Origin of the sequence: Tardiphaga sp. 172_B4_N1_3, from assembly GCF_052076035.1 — a bacterium.
Taxonomy (GTDB): domain Bacteria; phylum Pseudomonadota; class Alphaproteobacteria; order Rhizobiales; family Xanthobacteraceae; genus Tardiphaga; species Tardiphaga robiniae.
Window position 1 is genome coordinate 1,089,607 of the sequence record NZ_CP197238.1, and the last position, 15,923, is coordinate 1,105,529.

Here is a 15,923-nt window from a genome sequence, read left to right on the forward strand (position 1 = left end):
GTAGAATGGGGATAGCTGAATTCGCCGAGTCGAGCGCGCTAAGTTTCAGGCGATATCGCGCTGCAGCGCGAAGTCGTCCAGCAATGGCGAGCGTTTGCCCGCGATCATCCCGCCGATCAGTTGCGCTGCGAGATAGCTGAAGGTGATGCCGTTCCCGCCATAACCATAGGCGGCATAGAGATGCGGATGGCCGGGGACAGGGCCGATCAGCGGCAGGCCATCGCGCGTGGTGTCGAAAGTGCCGGCCCAGCGATAGTCGATGGCAAGTTCGGCGCGTGGCCAGAGTGATGCGAGCTTCTCCTTCAGCGCACGTGCCTTGGCAGGGATCAGGGCATCGCGAGCATCGGGATCGATGATCTCGTCGCTGTCTTCGCCGCCGATGATGATGCGGCCGGATGCGGTGGTTCGGGCGTAGAGATAATCCTTGCTGTCTTCCCAGATCAGTACGCCGGCGCGCCAGAGTCTGTCCGGCTGCGGCTTCGTCGCGATCGCCCAGCTTGAAGAGGGTTTCTGTACCGTTGTGTGCACGATATCGGGCATCACATAGCCGGTGGCCAGCACGACGTGGCGGGCCTCGATGGTGTGGCCGTCAGTCAATTGAACGCCGACGGCGTGGCCTGCGGAGTCGAACGCGGCCGTCTCCGCCTCGAATAATCGCGCGCCGCGCGCCGTCGCGACATTCAGCAGCCCCACTGCCAGTTGCAACGGATCGGAATCTGCCGAGTCGGGCGAGATGATGGCACCCGCCCGGGCAATGTCGTATTGGGACAGGAGGGTCTTGTGATCGAGGAGTGTGCCGGGCAGGCCGGCGCGCGCGCGAAGCGCGTGTTCCTCGATCAGCCCTTTGGCACTCTCGCCTGCGGCAAGATAGAGCGAGTCCTTCGCGCGCATGTCGCATCGCAGGTCGAGCGTCCGGACCAGCGCCTTCAATCCATGGATCGCGTCATAGCTGGCGCGATAGGCACGCGCGGCGCGCTCATAGCCATAGAGATGTGTCAGCTCCTCCAGCGAACGATCGATCTCCCACAGCAGCATCGACGTGCTCGCTACTGTACTGCCGCGCCCAGGCAATTCGCGATCGACGATCACCACATCCAGTCCCTGCCGCGTCAGTTGCTCGGCCATCAAGGCGCCGGTGATACCGCCGCCGACGATCAGGGCCTCGCATGTGATGTCTTCGGTAAGGGGCCGACGGGGGGCACGCTGCAGGCCGGCAAACCACGGCGAATGTCCGCCGCGCAAATCAGCATGCTCGGTGGTATCGGGATCGAGATCGGAAATGGGGCACCATGAGGCTGGGGAAGGAAGGCGCTGTCCGCGCCTCGTACTGAAGTCACGTGACAATTTCCCGGGCCCTGTTCCGTTCCCCGAGGGAGCGCGCGGGCGCGCAGGCTGCTCCAGATTCTCGCAGGCCACAGCGCGGTCCCGAGCCGGCTTCTCTATGACCTTGGATCAGAGATAAGTGATTTCAATGGGTTAGATACCCGTAGCAAGATCGGCGCGGTGACGTTAAACAGGCGCCAAACCAAACCAGACGATGTGAGCCGGACCAACCGGGGCTTTACCGCTCCAGCGTGGTTTCTATCTCATTCATTGCTCAAAGGACGCCGCGACCGTGACCATGAACAGCCTGCCTTTGCCGCAGCTTTCCCTCCCGAAAGACAAGATCAAAATCCTTCTGCTCGAAGGCGTGAACGACAGCGCGGTCGAGCTGATCGAGGCGGCGGGCTATTCGAGCGTGACGCGGCTCTCCAAGGCGCTCGGTGGCAATGAGCTGAAGGAAGCGCTCAAGGGCGTACACATTCTCGGTATCCGGTCGCGCACGCAGATCACCCAGGACGTGCTCGATGCCGCGGACCGGCTGATCGCGATCGGTTGCTTCAGCGTCGGCACCAATCAGGTGGATATCGACGCGGCGCGCCGTAGTGGCATTCCGGTGTTCAATGCGCCGTTCTCGAATACGCGCTCGGTTGCCGAACTGGTGATCGGCGAGATCGTCATGCTGTTCCGCCGGATCATCTCGCGCTCCAATCTGGCGCATGAAGGCGGTTGGGAGAAATCCGCCAATAACAGCTATGAGGTGCGCGGCAAGACGCTTGGTATCGTTGGCTACGGCAGCATTGGCTCGCAGCTCTCGAACCTGGCGGAAGCGCTGGGCATGCGCGTGATCTTCTACGATCACACCGATCGATTGCGTCACGGCAACACCGAACCTGTCGGAAGCCTGCAGGAACTGCTGGCGCAGAGCGATGTGGTCAGCATGCATGTGCCGGAGACACCGGCCACGCAGGGGATGATCGGTCGCGACGAGTTCACCGCCATGAAGGACGGCGCCTATTTCATCAACAACAGCCGCGGCACGGTGGTTGATCTCGATGCGCTCGCCGATGCACTGCGCCAGGGCAAACTGCGCGGTGCGGCCGTCGACGTATTCCCCGTCGAGCCCAGCTCCAATCAGGAGCGTTTCGTTACCCCGCTGCAGGGTCTGGAGAACGTCATCCTGACGCCGCATGTCGGCGGCTCCACCGAGGAGGCTCAGGAGCGCATCGGCGCGGAAGTCGCACGCAAACTGATCGACTACAGCGACAGCGGGTCGACTATGGGCACGGTGAACTTCCCGCAGGTACAACTGCCGGCACGCCCGTCAGGTACCCGGTTCATCCAGGTCCAGCGCAACGTTCCGGGCATGCTGGGACGGCTGAACGAGGTGCTGGCGCGCCATGCGGTCAACATTGCCGCGCAATATTACGAGACCAACAACGACATCGGCTATGTCGTTCTCGATGCCGATGCATCGGCGGCGGATAGCGAGCGGGTGCTGGCGGATATTCGGGCGCTGGAAGGTACGATCCGCGCCCGCTTGTTGTATGAATACAAGGACTGAGCCCTGGTTCTGCTCAACGAACGACATGGAATAGACGCTTGAAGCACGAGGACATCCGTTTCTCCATTGCCCCGATGATGGACTGGACCGACCGGCATTGCCGCGTCTTCCATCGTCTGCTGTCGCGACGGGCGCGGCTCTATACGGAGATGCTGACGACGGGCGCCGTGATCCATGGCGACCGCGCGCGGTTGCTTGGCTTTGACGTCAGCGAACATCCGGTGGCGCTGCAGCTTGGTGGTTCGGAGCCGGCGCACCTCGCAGAGGCTGCGAAGATCGGCGCGGATTTCGGCTATGACGAAATCAACATCAATGTCGGCTGCCCCTCGGATCGAGTGAAGGACGGCCGCTTCGGTGCTTGCCTGATGGCCGAGCCGGATCTGGTAGCGCGCGGTGTGGCCGCGATGAAGCAGGCTGTCGATGTGCCGGTCACCGTCAAGTGCCGCATCGGCATTGATGATCAGGATCCCGAAGTCGCACTCGATACGCTGGCACGCGCGGTGGTCGCCGCCGGCGCCGACGGCCTGATCGTGCATGCGCGCAAGGCGTGGCTCAACGGCCTGTCGCCGAAAGAGAACCGCAACATTCCGCCGCTGAACTACGACCGCGTCTATCGGCTCAAGGCGGCGATGCCCGACGTGCCGATCGTCATCAATGGCGGCATCATCGGCATCACTGAAGCCGCTGCTCATCTCGCGCATGTGGATGGCGCGATGCTCGGCCGCGCGGCCTATCAGGAGCCGTGGCGGCTGCTGTCGGTGGATCCCGAATTGTTCGGCGAGCCCGCGCCGCATGCGACGATGAAAGACGCCTTCGCGGCGATGATGCCCTATATAGAGGATCAACTCGCGCAGGGCACGCGGCTGCATTCGATCACCCGGCATTTTGTCGGCGCATTCCACGGCGTGCGCGGCGCACGCGCCTTCCGGCGTTATCTGGCGGAGAATGGCGTCAAGCATGGTGCGAGCATCAATGTGCTCCGAGAAGCCATTGCGCAGGTCGAGGACGAGCCTGCGGAGTCGGTCGCGGCTTAGTTACGGATAGCCGCGCAGCATCAGTCTGTCGGCGCGGACTTCCCAGCTTTCCAGGCGATCGAGAAAGCTCATGCCAAGCAGATTGGTCTTCATCTGTCCGCGCGGCACCACCAGTGCCGGGACGGATCGCTCGACCAGCTTGCCAACAGCGAGGCGATCCAGCGTCAATCGCGCCGCCTTGGTGCGGCCGCCCGCAGTCTCGACGTCGACATTGTAGTCGAGCAATTCGAGCGGCAGGCCCGCGGCCTTTGCGGTTTCATAAGTCAGCACCACCGAGGTTGCGCCGGTATCGATCACCATCGCCGTCTGGACGCCGTTGATCTTGGCCTGAAGCCCGAACTCGCCAGTGTTGCCGCGCGGGACGTCGACCAGCCGCAGTGGCGGCGGGCTCTGCTTGCGCAAAATTTCTGTGACGAGATTGCCGGCCTTGGAGATCTGCTTGGGATCGCCATAGGCGAGGGCGGCGCCTGCCGTCGCGACAATGACGATGACGAGAAGAAAAACCCGGCTCATGGCGAGCCTCTCAGGTGGCCGCGGATGTCCTCTTCGCTGCGTATGTCGACGAAGGCTCCAGCCCCGCCTCGGCCATGCGGGCCGGCAGCAGCGCCATCGTGTCCAGACGCTCCGCGCTGTCCATTTTTCCCCAGCGCGCGATCTCCGGCAGCGTGCGTCCGCAGCCGAGGCAGAGCTTGGTCTTGGGGTCGATGAAGCAGACTGCGATGCACGGCGTTTCTTTGCTCATCCAGTAATATTGAAGCGGATCCGCTCGCTTGCGCAAGCGTCGAAATCACAGCCCGGTTCCTGCATTCATGATGGGTTTGTTACGGGCTCGGCGTTTTTCGTCGGCGACGTTCATCTCGTAATCGGGCTGCAGCGGTGGCCCATCGGGCGCCATCGGCGCAAGCGCGGACATCACACGCTCCGGCGGGAAAGTGATGATCACCTCGGTGCCGATCCGCAGTTTCGATTTCAGTGTGAAGGTGCCGCCATGCATGTCGATCAGGCTCTTGGCGATCGGGAGACCGAGACCGGCACCCTGTTCAGCCGATTTGATCGAGTTCGATCCCTGGCCGAAGGAGGCCAGCACGATCGGGATCTCGTCTTCGGCGATGCCCGAACCGGTGTCCCTGCAGCTTAGATACTGACCGCCGGAGGCGGTCCAGCCGACCTTGAGCCAGATCTCCCCGCCCTGCGGCGTGAACTTGATCGAATTCGACAGCAGGTTCAGCACGATCTGCCGACAAGCGCGCTCGTCGCCCCAGACCCGCGGCATGCCGTGTTCGAACACTTCGTGGATGGTGATGCCGCGGCTCGATGCGCGCAGCTTCAACAGGTGATGGCAGTCCGCGACGACATGCACGAGCGAGACGGCTTCTTCGTTGAGTTCGTAGCGGCCGGCTTCGATGCGCGACAGGTCGAGGATCTCGTTGATGAGATTCAGAAGGTGCACGCCGGAATTATGGATGTCGGCCGAGTAGTCCTTGTAGACCGGCACGGCATGGCCACCGAAGATCTCGCTCTTCATCACTTCGGAGAAGCCGAGAATGGCGTTCAGCGGCGTGCGCAATTCATGGCTCATCTGCGCGAGGAAGCGCGACTTGGCGACATTGGCGGCTTCGGCGCGGTGGCGCGCTTCGTCGGAGATGGCCTTGGCCTGTTCGAGCTCGCCGATCAGGGCATCTTTCTCGGCACGGGCTTCCAGTGTCGCGAGCGTTGTCGAGTGCAGGCGCTGCGCCAGAAGCGCGAAATAGCCTTCGGCTGCGACAGCCAGAACGGCCAGCACGTAGTTGTCGAAGGTGCCGCGCAGGATGAAGCTCAGCGCGACGCCGAGGGTCACTGGCGCCGTGGCGGCAAAGGCGGCAATCGGCAGGCTCGCGGCGAGCATGCTGGAGACCGCGACCACCAGCAGCATCAGGAACATCATCAGCGAATTGGAGACGACGTCGACGCCGGTCGGATGCACCAGGATCACCGTCCACGACAGGCCGTAGAGCAGGTCCAAAAAGATAAAGCGCAGCCGCCATTTATGCGTGCTGTTGGGTGTCGGTGTTTCCGCCAGATAGCGATTGCAGGCGCGCAGGATCACCGCGTGAATGCACAGCATTCCGCATGACCATGCGGCGGCCGGCAGCGGCTGCATCCAGAACCCGAACAGGATGCCTGTGCCGACCACCAGCAGCGTGATGACGAGCGAGGCGGAGAGGCGGGTCTGGGCGTATTGGCGGAGCAGTTCGCGATCGAATGCGGGGCGTGTTCCTGAAGTCGAGGTCAGCCGGTCGCGCGCTTCGCGCACCCGCTGTTGTGCCGCCCGGCGATTGCGCGGCGGAACAGCGACGGGCGTTTCAGCCGGAAGCTGGACGACCTCGGGCCTGGCGGCGGGCTCACTCATCACTCGTACACAAATCCTGCACGCAAACGCGCGCGGTTTTTCACAGACCCTATCTGTGCCGCACAATCATTAAGAGGTGCCTTAAAGAACGAAGTAATCCGGTTAATATTCAATAAAAATGGTATCGACGGAGGGCGCCTGTCGGGCGCCGCTCCGCCGTGATTTGTTCAGTAAACCTAGATGGTTACCGGGGCAATCTTGCCAAGAGGCTTGAAGTGTCCCACCGCTTGCCACCGAGTGCTTCGACCTCGCCGTAGAACTGATCGACAGTGGCCGTGACCGGCAGGCTGGCGCCGTTGCGGCGGGCCTCGGCGAGACAGATCGAGAGGTCCTTGCGCATCCATTCGACGGCGAAGCCGAAGTCGAATTTTCCGTCATTCATGGTCTTGTGGCGGTTCTCCATCTGCCACGACTGCGCGGCGCCCTTGGAGATCACCTCGACCACCGCATTGACGTCGAGACCGGCCTTCTTGGCGAAGTGAATGCCTTCGGACAGTGCCTCGACGAGGCCGGCGATGCAGATCTGGTTGACCATCTTGGTGAGCTGGCCGGAGCCTGCGGGACCGAGCAGCTTCTGCATCTTGGCGTAGGCGGTGATCACCGGTTCGACCTTGGCATAGGCAGCTTGGGTGCCGCCGCACATTACGGTCAGGGCGCCGTTCTCTGCGCCAGCTTGGCCGCCCGACACTGGCGCGTCGATGAACTGGAAGCCGGCCTTGGTCGCAGCCGCATCGAGCTCGCGGGCCACTTCGGCGGAGGCGGTGGTGTGATCGACGAAGATCGCGCCCTTGGTCATGCCGCTGAATGCGCCGTCAGCGCCGATGGTGACCGAGCGCAGGTCGTCGTCATTGCCGACGCAGCACATCACGAAGTCCTGGCCTTCGGCAGCCGCTTTCGGGGTTGCTGCGGACTTGCCGCCGAACTTCTCCACCCATGCTTTGGCCTTGGCTGCGTTGCGGTTGTAGACGGTGACCTCGTGGCCGCCCTTGGTGGCAAGGTGACCGGCCATGGGGAAACCCATGACGCCGAGACCGATAAATGCAACTTTGGCCATGTCCGTACCCTTTGGATGCTGTCGGCTTTGCTGCCGAACGTCGACTGTTGGGAAGTGAGGCGCCGCCCTGGTTGGTGGCGGCGAGATCGCTGGTGATGAGGAGCGCCAGCATAGTCGCTGCACAGGACGCGGCAAAGCCCCCGTTACCGCTCATGGCTGCAGCCGCTTATGGTGCGCTGCAAAAGAAAATCTGGTGCCGGTCTTGTGCCAGAGCAATCTCGGAATTCTCAACATAGCCTAGAAACGGCATGGACTTAGGGCGGAAGTTCTCTATCTGTGCGGTCTAGTTTGTCCGTCGATCGGGAGACACGCATTGAGCGTTTCGCAGCAGCAGGTTCTGGATGGTCTGGCCAAGGTGACATCGCCGCGCGGCGTGCCGCTGATCCATGCGGATGTTTTGTCCGAGATCGTCGTAACCGACGGCAAGGTGCTGTTTTCGATCAATGTGGACGCCGCTGAAGCGCGGGCCTGGGAAAGCGTGCGCGCGCAGGCGGAAGCCGCGGTGCGGGCGATCCCTGGTGTCACCGGTGCAATGGTCGCGCTGACCGCCGAGCGCAAGCCGGGCAGCGCACCGCCTGCGCCGCAGCGCCACGACCACGCAGGACATTCCCATGGTCCCGGTGGGCATTCGCATGGTCCGCAGTCCGGCGGCGTACAGCCGGTCTCGGCGCATCGCCCGCATGCGAACCCGGCCAACTCGCCAATGTCAAAACAGGCTGAAATTCCTGGCGTTGCCGCGATCATCGCGGTGGCCTCGGGGAAGGGCGGTGTCGGCAAGTCCACGACGGCGCTCAATCTGGCGCTGGGCCTGCGCGATCTCGGCCTGAAGGTCGGTCTGCTCGACGCAGATATCTATGGTCCTTCGGTGCCGCGGCTGACCGGCATCAATGAAAAGCCTGTTCTCGACGACAACAGGAAGATGATCCCGATCGAGCGCTTTGGCCTGTCGATCATGTCGATCGGCTTCCTGGTCGAGGAAGAGACCGCGATGATCTGGCGCGGGCCGATGGTGATGTCGGCGATCACCCAGATGTTGCGCGATGTCGCCTGGGGTACGCTCGACGTCCTTATCGTCGACATGCCCCCCGGCACCGGAGATGCACAGCTCACGCTGGCGCAGAACGTGCCCCTGAAGGGCGCTGTGATTGTCTCGACGCCGCAGGATCTGGCGCTGATCGATGCGAGGCGCGGCCTTGCGATGTTTACCAAGGTCAATGTGCCCGTGCTCGGCATCATCGAGAATATGAGTTATTTCCAGTGCCCGGAATGCGGCACGCGCTCCGACATTTTCGGCCATGGCGGCGCCCGTCATGAGGCCGAGCGGCTCAAGGTGCCGTTCCTCGGCGAAGTGCCGCTGCATATGTCCATCCGCGCCATGTCGGATGCCGGCACGCCGGTGGTCGTGAGCGAGCCCGACGGCCCGCACGCCGCGATCTATCGGGCCATCGGCACGCAGATCCGCGACCGGTTGCAGGGCGTTATTGCGGCAGCGTAACCCGGCCGGTGGCCGGGGCCGAGATGTCGCATAGAACTTTCGTTCAATTGGGCTGGCAACGACGTTCGTCGTGTTTTCCGCGGTCGAATAACCGTGTTAGACAGCCTCTGCACCAGAGCGTCTTCGGTTGAATCGCGCAACGATTTGCCGCTGAATATGCTCAAAGGAATTCTAGGGAAAACGCCCGCAAAAGGAGAGCTTGAATGAAGCGTCGTGAGTTTTTGAAGGTTTCGACGGCCGGCGCCGCGGTGGCCGCCGTTGCCTCGCCGGCGATCGCGCAGTCCGCGCCCGAGGTCAAATGGCGCCTCGCATCGAGCTTCCCGAAGTCGCTCGACACCATCTATGGCGGCGCCGAGATGATGGCGAAGCAGGTCGCCGAAATGACTGACAACAAATTCCAGATCCAGGTCTTCGCGGCCGGAGAACTGGTCCCCGGTCTGCAGGCGCTCGATGCGACCTCGAACGGCACCGTCGAAATGTGCCACACTGTGTCCTACTACTATGTCGGCAAGGATCCGACCTTCGCGATCTATGCGTCGGTGCCGTTTGGCCTGAACGCACGTCAGCAGAATTCCTGGTGGTACCAGGGCGGCGGCGAGCAGCTCGGCAACGAGTTCTTCAAGAAATTTGGCGTCATCGGTCACCCTTGCGGCAATACGGGCACGCAGATGGGCGGTTGGTTCCGCAAGGAGATCAAGACCGTTGCCGATCTCTCCGGCCTCAAGATGCGCATCGGCGGCATCGCCGGTCAGGTGCTGCAGAAGGTCGGCGTCGTGCCGCAGCAGCTTGCCGGTGGCGACATCTATCCGTCGCTGGAAAAAGGCACCATCGACGCTGCCGAGTGGGTCGGCCCCTATGACGATCAGAAGCTCGGCTTCCAGAAGGTCGCGAAGTACTACTACTATCCAGGTTTCTGGGAAGGTGGCCCGACGGTCCACGCCTTCACCAACCTCGAGAAGTACAACGCGCTGCCGAAGAGCTATCAGGCGATCCTCACCAATGCCTGCGCCAATGCCAACAGCTGGATGGCCGCTCGTTACGACATGCAGAACCCGGCGGCGTTGAAGCAGCTCGTCGCGGGTGGCACGCAGTTGCGTCCGTTCACCAATGAAGTTCTGGACGCCTGCCTCAAGGCCACCAACGAACTCTGGGCTGAAATCTCCGCGAAGAACGCCGACTTCAAGAAGTCGATCGACGCGATGCAGGCCTATCGTTCGGACGAATATCTGTGGTGGCAGGTCGCCGAATACACCTTCGACAGCTTCATGATCCGCTCGCGTACCCGCGGCTGATCTTAAGCCTCGATCAAACATAAAGCCCGGCCTTCGCGAGAAGGTCGGGCTTTTTGCATTGCGTCGCTCAAATCGCCGTGGCTTCTCGCTGGAACCTGGCCCATGCTGCTCCCCAACGCCCTCGCCAAGAAGGGCGCTGACACATTCACATCCAGGGAGCACATCATGAAGCGTCGTGAGTTCATCAAGGCTGCCGGTCTGGGGGCTGCCGGTGCGGCCATTGCCGCGCCGGCCATCGCGCAATCTTCGCCGGAGATCAAATGGCGGTTAACGTCGAGCTTTCCGAAATCGCTCGATACGATCTATGGCGCCAGCGAGGTATTCGCCAAGGCCGTTGCCGAGGCCACCGACAACAAATTCCAGATCCAGGTGTTTGCCGCAGGTGAGATCGTGCCCGGTCTGCAGGCGCTGGATGCGGCCTCCAACGGCACCGTGGAGATGTGCCACACGGCAGCCTACTATTATGTAGGCAAGGATCCAACCTTCGCGTTCGGTACGGCGGTTCCGTTCGGACTCAACAGCCGGATGCAGACCTCGTGGTTGCAGGTAGGCGGTGGCGCCGAACTCTTCAATGAATTTCTCAAAGGCTACAACGTCATCGGATTCGCGGCCGGCAACACCGGCTGCCAGATGGGCGGTTGGTTTCGCAAGGAGCTGAAGGAGCCATCCGACCTCAGTGGTCTCAAAATGCGCATCGGCGGCTTCGCCGGCCGTGTGCTCACCAGGCTCGGGCTCGTTCCGCAACAGGTGGCCGCCGGCGATATCTACCCGTCGCTGGAAAAGGGCACCATCGACGCCGCCGAATGGGTCGGACCTTACGATGATGAAAAGCTCGGTTTCCAGAAGGTCGCCAAATATTACTACTATCCCGGCTTCTGGGAGGGCGGTCCGACACTGCACAACATGGTCAACCTCGCTAAGTGGGAGCAGCTTCCTGCCAGCTACAAGTCGATCATCAAGACCGCCTCGTCGCTCGCCAACGAAACCATGCAGGCACGCTACGACGCCTACAATCCACCGGCGCTGAAGCGCCTGGTGGCCGGTGGTACGCAGCTGCGGCCGTTCCCCGCATCCATCATGGATGCGTCGCTGAAGGCTGCCAACGAGGTTTATGCCGAGACCTCGGCCAGCAATGCGGCGTTCAAGAAAGTCTATGACAGCATGGTGGCCTTCCGCGGCGACCAGTACACTTGGTGGCAGGTCGCCGAGTACAGCTTCGACAGTTTCATGATCCGCTCGCGCACGCGCAGCTGATCGAAGACTGTTTCGGAAAAAGGAGCCCGGCCTTCGTGAGAAGGCCAGGCTTCTTGTTGAAGCGGTCTCCCTTAGCCGGTGCGCGGACAGCGAATCCGCTAAGTGTTCTGTTCCTGGAGGGAGCCGAATTTGCCATGACCGAATCTGAAATCGAAACGGCCGCCGACATTCTTGCCGAGGCGCGCCGCAGCGGAACGCAGATCGAAGCGCTGCCCGTCACGCCATCTTCGGTTGCGGAGGCGCATGAGATTCAGGATCGGGTTGCTGCGCTGGTCGGAGAGCCCATCGGTGCCTTCAAGGCCGGTGCGCCGCCCGACGGGGAGCCGACCCGCGGACTAATCGAGGCGCGCATGGTTCGCACCAGTCCGGCGCATATGTCGGTGGCCGAAGTCCCGCATCTCGGCGTCGAAGGCGAGGTCGCCTTCCGCTTTACCCGCGATATGCCGGCGCGCGCCGCGCCTTATACGCGCGAAGAGATTGCGCAATCCGTGTCCGTGCTGCCGGCCATCGAGGTGGTCTCCAGCCGGTTTCGAGAGCCGACGAGCCGGCCGCGGTTGGAGCAGCTTGCCGATTGCGGGATCAATGGTGGGCTGGTGCTCGGGCGTGAGATGACCGACTGGTCACATCTCGATTTGCCTAACCTGCACATCACGTTTGTTGTGAACGGCGAGACGGTGCTGGAGCGCAATGGCGGCCATCCGACCGATGATCCGCTTGCCGCTGCAATCGCGCTGGCCAATATGTGGCGAGATGCCGGAGGCTTGAAAGCTGGGCATGTCGTCACGACAGGCAGCTGGACCGGCATGCCGTTCCTGAGGCCCGGCGATCACTGTGTTGTGCGATTTGAAAAGCTCGGCGAGGCCGAGATAAGGTTTGTCGGCTGATCGCGTTAGCGATCCTTGCCATCGAACTGCTGGATATCCAGAGCGCTCAGATCGACCGCAGGCAAGCAGCGCACATTGACCGATGCCATCATCATTCCGTTGGGCGCTTTTCCTTCGCCGAACGGGGCAATGCCGCAAGTGCTGCAGAAGTGATGCTGAATGGCGTGGTGATTGAACGTATAGGTCGACAGGCTTTCTTTCGCGGTCTTCAGCACCAGTTTGTCGCGTGGAACGAAAGCGAGCAGGCCGCCGCGCCGCCGGCACATCGAACAGTTGCAGTCGATGGCCGAATTGAAATCGCCCTCGACTTCAAAGGCGATGTTGCCGCAATGGCAACTTCCTTCATGCAGCATCGGTTATCCCCTGATCGTAAAGCGCGATAGTAACGTCATTCGCTATTTTGCTGGCCCGAAGTCCGGCATCGCCGGCATCTCGATCTGCGGAATCTCGATCTTCACGTTGGACGTATCCACAGCCGTGTTGTCGATCCAGTAGGTCACGAGACCGGGCCAGTAGATCACGATGATCACCAGGATGATTTGCATCCCGACCCATGGCAGTGCGCCGAGATAGATATCGCGGCTCTTCACTTCGGGCGGTGCAATGCCGCGCAGATAGAACAGTGCGAAGCCGAACGGCGGATGCATGAATGACGTCTGCATGTTCACGCAGAGCAGCACGCCGAACCAGACGAGATCGATGCCGAGCTTGGCCGCGACCGGCGCCAGCAACGGGATGATGATGAAGGCGATCTCGAAGAAGTCGAGAAAGAACGCCAGGAAGAACACGAAGATGTTCACGAAGATCAGGAAGCCGATCGCGCCGCCGGGCAGGCCGGTGAGCAGATGCTCGATCCAGCGCGCACCATCCATGCCCTGGAAGACGAGGCTGAAGCAGGTCGAGCCGATCAGGATGAACACCACCATCGAGGTCAGGCGCATGGTCGATGTCATCGCCTGGTCGATCAGCGGCCAGGTCAGGCGGCGATGCAGTGCGGCGAGCACCATGGCGCCGACCGCGCCCATGGCGCCGGCTTCGGTGGGCGTCGCGAGGCCGAGGCCAATGGTGCCGAGCACGAGGAAGATCAGCACGATCGAGGGGATCATGCCCCACAGCACACGGCTGATGAGCTTCCAGTTCATGGGCTCGCGCGCATGTTCCGGGATCGGCGGCATCGCGCTCGGCTTCAGGATCGACAATACGACGATGTAGAGAATGAAGATCACGACCTGGATGATCGAGGGGCCGATGGCGCCGAGATACATGTCGCCGACCGAACGGCCGAGCTGGTCGGCGAGTACGATCAGCACCAGCGACGGGGGGATGAGCTGCGTGATGGTGCCCGATGCGGCGATGACGCCGGTGGCGAGCTTCATGTCGTAGCCGTAGCGCATCATGATCGGCAGCGAGATCACGCCCATGGCGATGACCGAAGCAGCAACGGTGCCGGTGATGGCGCCGAGCACGGCGCCGACGAGGATCACCGCATAAGCGAGGCCGCCGGGGATCTTGCCGAACAGCTGGCCGGTGCCTTCGAGCAGGTCTTCAGCAAGGCCGCAGCGCTCGAGGATCGCGCCCATGAAAGTGAAGAACGGGATCGACAGCAGCAGGTCGTTCGAGATCGTGCCGTAGAAGCGGAACGGCAGCGCCTGCAGGAAGGACGGATCGAAGTGACCGGTGAAGATGCCGAGAATGCCGAAGAACAGGCCGACCGCGGCCAGTGAGAAGGCGACCGGGAAGCCGAACACCATGAAGCAGATCATGGTGCCGAACATCAGCGGGGGGAACACGCCGTAGGAAAACATCGGTGGTCCTGACTATCGAACTGGTTCTATCGAACGGATTGGTCGAAATGCGAGAGGCTGAAAAAGCGAACGCCGCTATTGCAGCGGCGCTTCGTAATGGGTGTCGATCTTGACGACGCCGGCGAGCGCGGCGATGCGCTTGGCGAGTTCGGCCACACCCTGCAGTAGCAGCAGACCAAAGCCGAGCGGCAGCACCAGCTTCACCGGCCACAGGATCAGGCCGCCCGCATTGCTGGAGACCTCCTGCGAATTCCAGGAATTCAGGAAAAACGGGAACGTCATGTAAGTGAGGTATGTCATCGCCGGCAGCAGGAAGATGCAGAGGCCGATGATGTCGATCCACAGCCGCGCGCGATCGGAGACGGCCGAATAGAGCAGATCGACGCGCACATGCTCATTGAGGCGCAGTGTCTGCGCCGCGCCGAAAAACACGATGCCCGCGAACATGTACCACTGGATTTCGAGCCAGCCGTTCGACGAATAGTTGAAGAGATAACGGATCGTGGCGTTGCCGGCGCTGACGAGGCAGGCGAGCAGCACGAGCCACTTGGCGATGAAGCCGAACACATCGCTCAGTGCATCGATCGCACGTGTGAATTTGAGTACGTCCACAGTTTCCCCCGAAAGTCGCCCCGCTGTCCGCTCATCACGTCTTTCTCACTGAGAAAGCGTAGCTTTTTCCGCTGGGCGAAAGAATTCGGCGGCACCATTTCAGCGCGTCATGCAATCGTCAATCGGAAATTGACGGTTTGTCGCAGGCCATTGGTCGAGGGGAAGGACGGAGCACCGCCGGTGGGTTACCCCCCGGTCACGCTCATATGCCGGCTGACGCTCGGCCGGTTGTGGCGGCGATCGATGATGAAATCGTGCCCCTTCGGCTTCAGGCCGATGGCGCGGTCGATCGTGGCGTTCAGGAGGTCGTTGTCGGCGGAAGCCCGCAGCGGCTTGCGCAGGTCGGATGCATCCTCGTGGCCCAGGCAGGTATGGATCGTGCCGGTGCAGGTAATGCGGACACGATTGCACGACTCGCAGAAATTGTGGGTCATCGGCGTGATGAAGCCGATCTTGCCGCCGGTCTCGGCGACGCGAACATAGCGGGCAGGACCGCCGGTATCGTCGGGCAGATCGGTCATCGTGAACTGACCGGCCAGGCGTGCGCGCAGCATAGACAGCGGTACATACTGGTCGATGCGACCTTCGCCGATATCGCCCATCGGCATCACTTCGATCAGCGTCAGCGCCATATCGCGGCCGTGGGCCCATTCGATCAATGAGGGGATCTCGTCCTCATTCATGTTCTTCAAGGCGACGGCATTGATCTTCACGGCCAGACCCGCAGCCTGCGCCGCGTCGATACCGGCCAGCACCTTGTTGAGGTCGCCCCAGCGCGTAATGGCGCGGAATTTTACGGGATCGAGCGTGTCCAGGGAGACGTTGATGCGCCTCACGCCGCAATCGGCCAGTTCATCGGCATACTTGGCGAGCAACGAGCCGTTGGTGGTCAGCGTCAGCTCTTTCAGCGCGCCGGTCTTGAGGTGGCGCGACAGCGAACGCACCAGACCCATCACATTGCGCCGGACCAGTGGCTCGCCGCCGGTCAGCCGCAGCTTGGTAACGCCCTTGGCGATGAATGCGGAACAGAGCCGGTCGAGCTCTTCCAGCGTCAGCAGGTCGGCCTTGGGCAGGAAGGTCATGTCTTCCGACATGCAGTAGAAGCAGCGCAGATCGCAGCGGTCCGTCACCGAGACACGCAAATAGTTGATCCGCCGGCCGAACGGGTCGGTCATGGCAGAGGAGGCCAGGGCGGAGCTCAACTCGGAGACGGTCATTCA

Annotated in this window: 15 protein-coding genes; 6 read left to right on the plus strand and 9 right to left on the minus strand. The window is 62.0% G+C overall.

Going from position 1 to position 15,923, the window contains the following annotated elements:
• Window positions 1-45: 45 nt before the first annotated feature.
• On the minus strand, window positions 46-1,242 hold the full coding sequence (locus tag AB7783_RS04800; RefSeq protein ID WP_441277000.1) for an NAD(P)/FAD-dependent oxidoreductase: 1,197 nt from the start codon (window positions 1,240-1,242) through the stop codon (window positions 46-48).
• Window positions 1,243-1,621: 379 nt separating this feature from the next.
• Here AB7783_RS04800 and serA point away from each other — a divergent pair, with 379 nt between their 5' ends.
• Window positions 1,622-2,884: a phosphoglycerate dehydrogenase gene (serA, locus tag AB7783_RS04805; RefSeq protein ID WP_439079910.1), complete on the plus strand. Its 1,263-nt coding sequence runs from the start codon at window positions 1,622-1,624 to the stop codon at window positions 2,882-2,884.
• Between the two features lie 38 nt (window positions 2,885-2,922).
• Window positions 2,923-3,918, plus strand: a complete 996-nt coding sequence (gene dusA / locus AB7783_RS04810) for a tRNA dihydrouridine(20/20a) synthase DusA (RefSeq protein ID WP_439076776.1) — start codon at window positions 2,923-2,925, stop codon at window positions 3,916-3,918.
• Here the strand turns inward: dusA and AB7783_RS04815 are convergent, their stop codons facing one another.
• The 4 genes from AB7783_RS04815 to AB7783_RS04830 form a co-directional block, all read right to left on the minus strand.
• A complete protein-coding gene (locus tag AB7783_RS04815) occupies window positions 3,919-4,431 on the minus strand; it encodes a TIGR02281 family clan AA aspartic protease (protein ID WP_439076777.1) in 513 nt (170 codons plus the stop codon).
• A 10-nt stretch (window positions 4,432-4,441) separates the two neighbouring features.
• Window positions 4,442-4,660, minus strand: a complete 219-nt coding sequence (locus tag AB7783_RS04820; RefSeq protein ID WP_068730727.1) for a DUF1289 domain-containing protein — start codon at window positions 4,658-4,660, stop codon at window positions 4,442-4,444.
• A gap of 45 nt (window positions 4,661-4,705) precedes the next feature.
• Window positions 4,706-6,307 carry a sensor histidine kinase gene (locus AB7783_RS04825; RefSeq protein WP_439071241.1) on the minus strand — a complete coding sequence of 534 codons (1,602 nt, stop codon included), beginning with the start codon at window positions 6,305-6,307 and terminating at the stop codon, window positions 4,706-4,708.
• A 184-nt stretch (window positions 6,308-6,491) separates the two neighbouring features.
• Entirely contained in the window at window positions 6,492-7,361 is an 870-nt protein-coding gene (locus AB7783_RS04830) for an NAD(P)-dependent oxidoreductase (RefSeq protein ID WP_439076778.1), read from the minus strand.
• Between the two features lie 313 nt (window positions 7,362-7,674).
• Here AB7783_RS04830 and apbC point away from each other — a divergent pair, with 313 nt between their 5' ends.
• The 4 genes from apbC (at window position 7,675) to AB7783_RS04850 (ending at window position 12,286) form a co-directional block, all read left to right on the plus strand.
• Complete coding sequence (gene apbC, locus AB7783_RS04835) at window positions 7,675-8,856, plus strand: iron-sulfur cluster carrier protein ApbC (RefSeq protein WP_439076780.1); 1,182 nt, start codon at window positions 7,675-7,677, stop codon at window positions 8,854-8,856.
• Window positions 8,857-9,059: 203 nt separating this feature from the next.
• Entirely contained in the window at window positions 9,060-10,148 is a 1,089-nt protein-coding gene (locus AB7783_RS04840) for a TRAP transporter substrate-binding protein (protein WP_089267138.1), read from the plus strand.
• Window positions 10,149-10,313: 165 nt separating this feature from the next.
• Entirely contained in the window at window positions 10,314-11,402 is a 1,089-nt protein-coding gene (locus tag AB7783_RS04845; RefSeq protein ID WP_175367519.1) for a TRAP transporter substrate-binding protein, read from the plus strand.
• A 134-nt stretch (window positions 11,403-11,536) separates the two neighbouring features.
• Window positions 11,537-12,286, plus strand: a complete 750-nt coding sequence (locus AB7783_RS04850) for a 2-keto-4-pentenoate hydratase (RefSeq protein ID WP_441277001.1) — start codon at window positions 11,537-11,539, stop codon at window positions 12,284-12,286.
• Window positions 12,287-12,291: 5 nt separating this feature from the next.
• On the opposite strand, the gene AB7783_RS04855 is transcribed toward AB7783_RS04850, so the two are convergent.
• The 4 genes from AB7783_RS04855 to moaA all read right to left on the minus strand — a co-directional run bounded on the left by AB7783_RS04855 (window position 12,292) and on the right by moaA (window position 15,920).
• Window positions 12,292-12,639 carry a GFA family protein gene (locus tag AB7783_RS04855; RefSeq protein WP_120290992.1) on the minus strand — a complete coding sequence of 116 codons (348 nt, stop codon included), beginning with the start codon at window positions 12,637-12,639 and terminating at the stop codon, window positions 12,292-12,294.
• Window positions 12,640-12,681: 42 nt separating this feature from the next.
• Entirely contained in the window at window positions 12,682-14,091 is a 1,410-nt protein-coding gene (locus tag AB7783_RS04860; RefSeq protein ID WP_120290994.1) for a TRAP transporter large permease, read from the minus strand.
• A gap of 75 nt (window positions 14,092-14,166) precedes the next feature.
• Window positions 14,167-14,703 carry a TRAP transporter small permease subunit gene (locus AB7783_RS04865; RefSeq protein ID WP_089267141.1) on the minus strand — a complete coding sequence of 179 codons (537 nt, stop codon included), beginning with the start codon at window positions 14,701-14,703 and terminating at the stop codon, window positions 14,167-14,169.
• A gap of 185 nt (window positions 14,704-14,888) precedes the next feature.
• The gene (gene moaA / locus AB7783_RS04870) at window positions 14,889-15,920 is read right to left on the minus strand and encodes a GTP 3',8-cyclase MoaA (RefSeq protein WP_441277002.1); all 1,032 of its coding nucleotides are present in this window, start codon (window positions 15,918-15,920) and stop codon (window positions 14,889-14,891) included.
• Window positions 15,921-15,923: the final 3 nt, after the last annotated feature.

Excerpts from the sequence above, each read along its gene's own strand:
- serA (WP_439079910.1), top strand. The coding sequence starts at position 1,622 with ATGAACAGCCTGCCTTTGCCGCAGCTTTCCCTCCCGAAAGACAAGATC.
- AB7783_RS04815 (WP_439076777.1), bottom strand. The coding sequence starts at position 4,431 with ATGAGCCGGGTTTTTCTTCTCGTCATCGTCATTGTCGCGACGGCAGGC.
- AB7783_RS04820 (WP_068730727.1), bottom strand. The coding sequence starts at position 4,660 with ATGAGCAAAGAAACGCCGTGCATCGCAGTCTGCTTCATCGACCCCAAG.
- AB7783_RS04825 (WP_439071241.1), bottom strand. The coding sequence starts at position 6,307 with ATGAGTGAGCCCGCCGCCAGGCCCGAGGTCGTCCAGCTTCCGGCTGAA.
- AB7783_RS04830 (WP_439076778.1), bottom strand. The coding sequence starts at position 7,361 with ATGGCCAAAGTTGCATTTATCGGTCTCGGCGTCATGGGTTTCCCCATG.
- AB7783_RS04840 (WP_089267138.1), top strand. The coding sequence starts at position 9,060 with ATGAAGCGTCGTGAGTTTTTGAAGGTTTCGACGGCCGGCGCCGCGGTG.
- AB7783_RS04845 (WP_175367519.1), top strand. The coding sequence starts at position 10,314 with ATGAAGCGTCGTGAGTTCATCAAGGCTGCCGGTCTGGGGGCTGCCGGT.
- AB7783_RS04850 (WP_441277001.1), top strand. The coding sequence starts at position 11,537 with ATGACCGAATCTGAAATCGAAACGGCCGCCGACATTCTTGCCGAGGCG.
- AB7783_RS04855 (WP_120290992.1), bottom strand. The coding sequence starts at position 12,639 with ATGCTGCATGAAGGAAGTTGCCATTGCGGCAACATCGCCTTTGAAGTC.
- AB7783_RS04860 (WP_120290994.1), bottom strand. The coding sequence starts at position 14,091 with ATGTTTTCCTACGGCGTGTTCCCCCCGCTGATGTTCGGCACCATGATC.
- moaA (WP_441277002.1), bottom strand. The coding sequence starts at position 15,920 with ATGACCGTCTCCGAGTTGAGCTCCGCCCTGGCCTCCTCTGCCATGACC.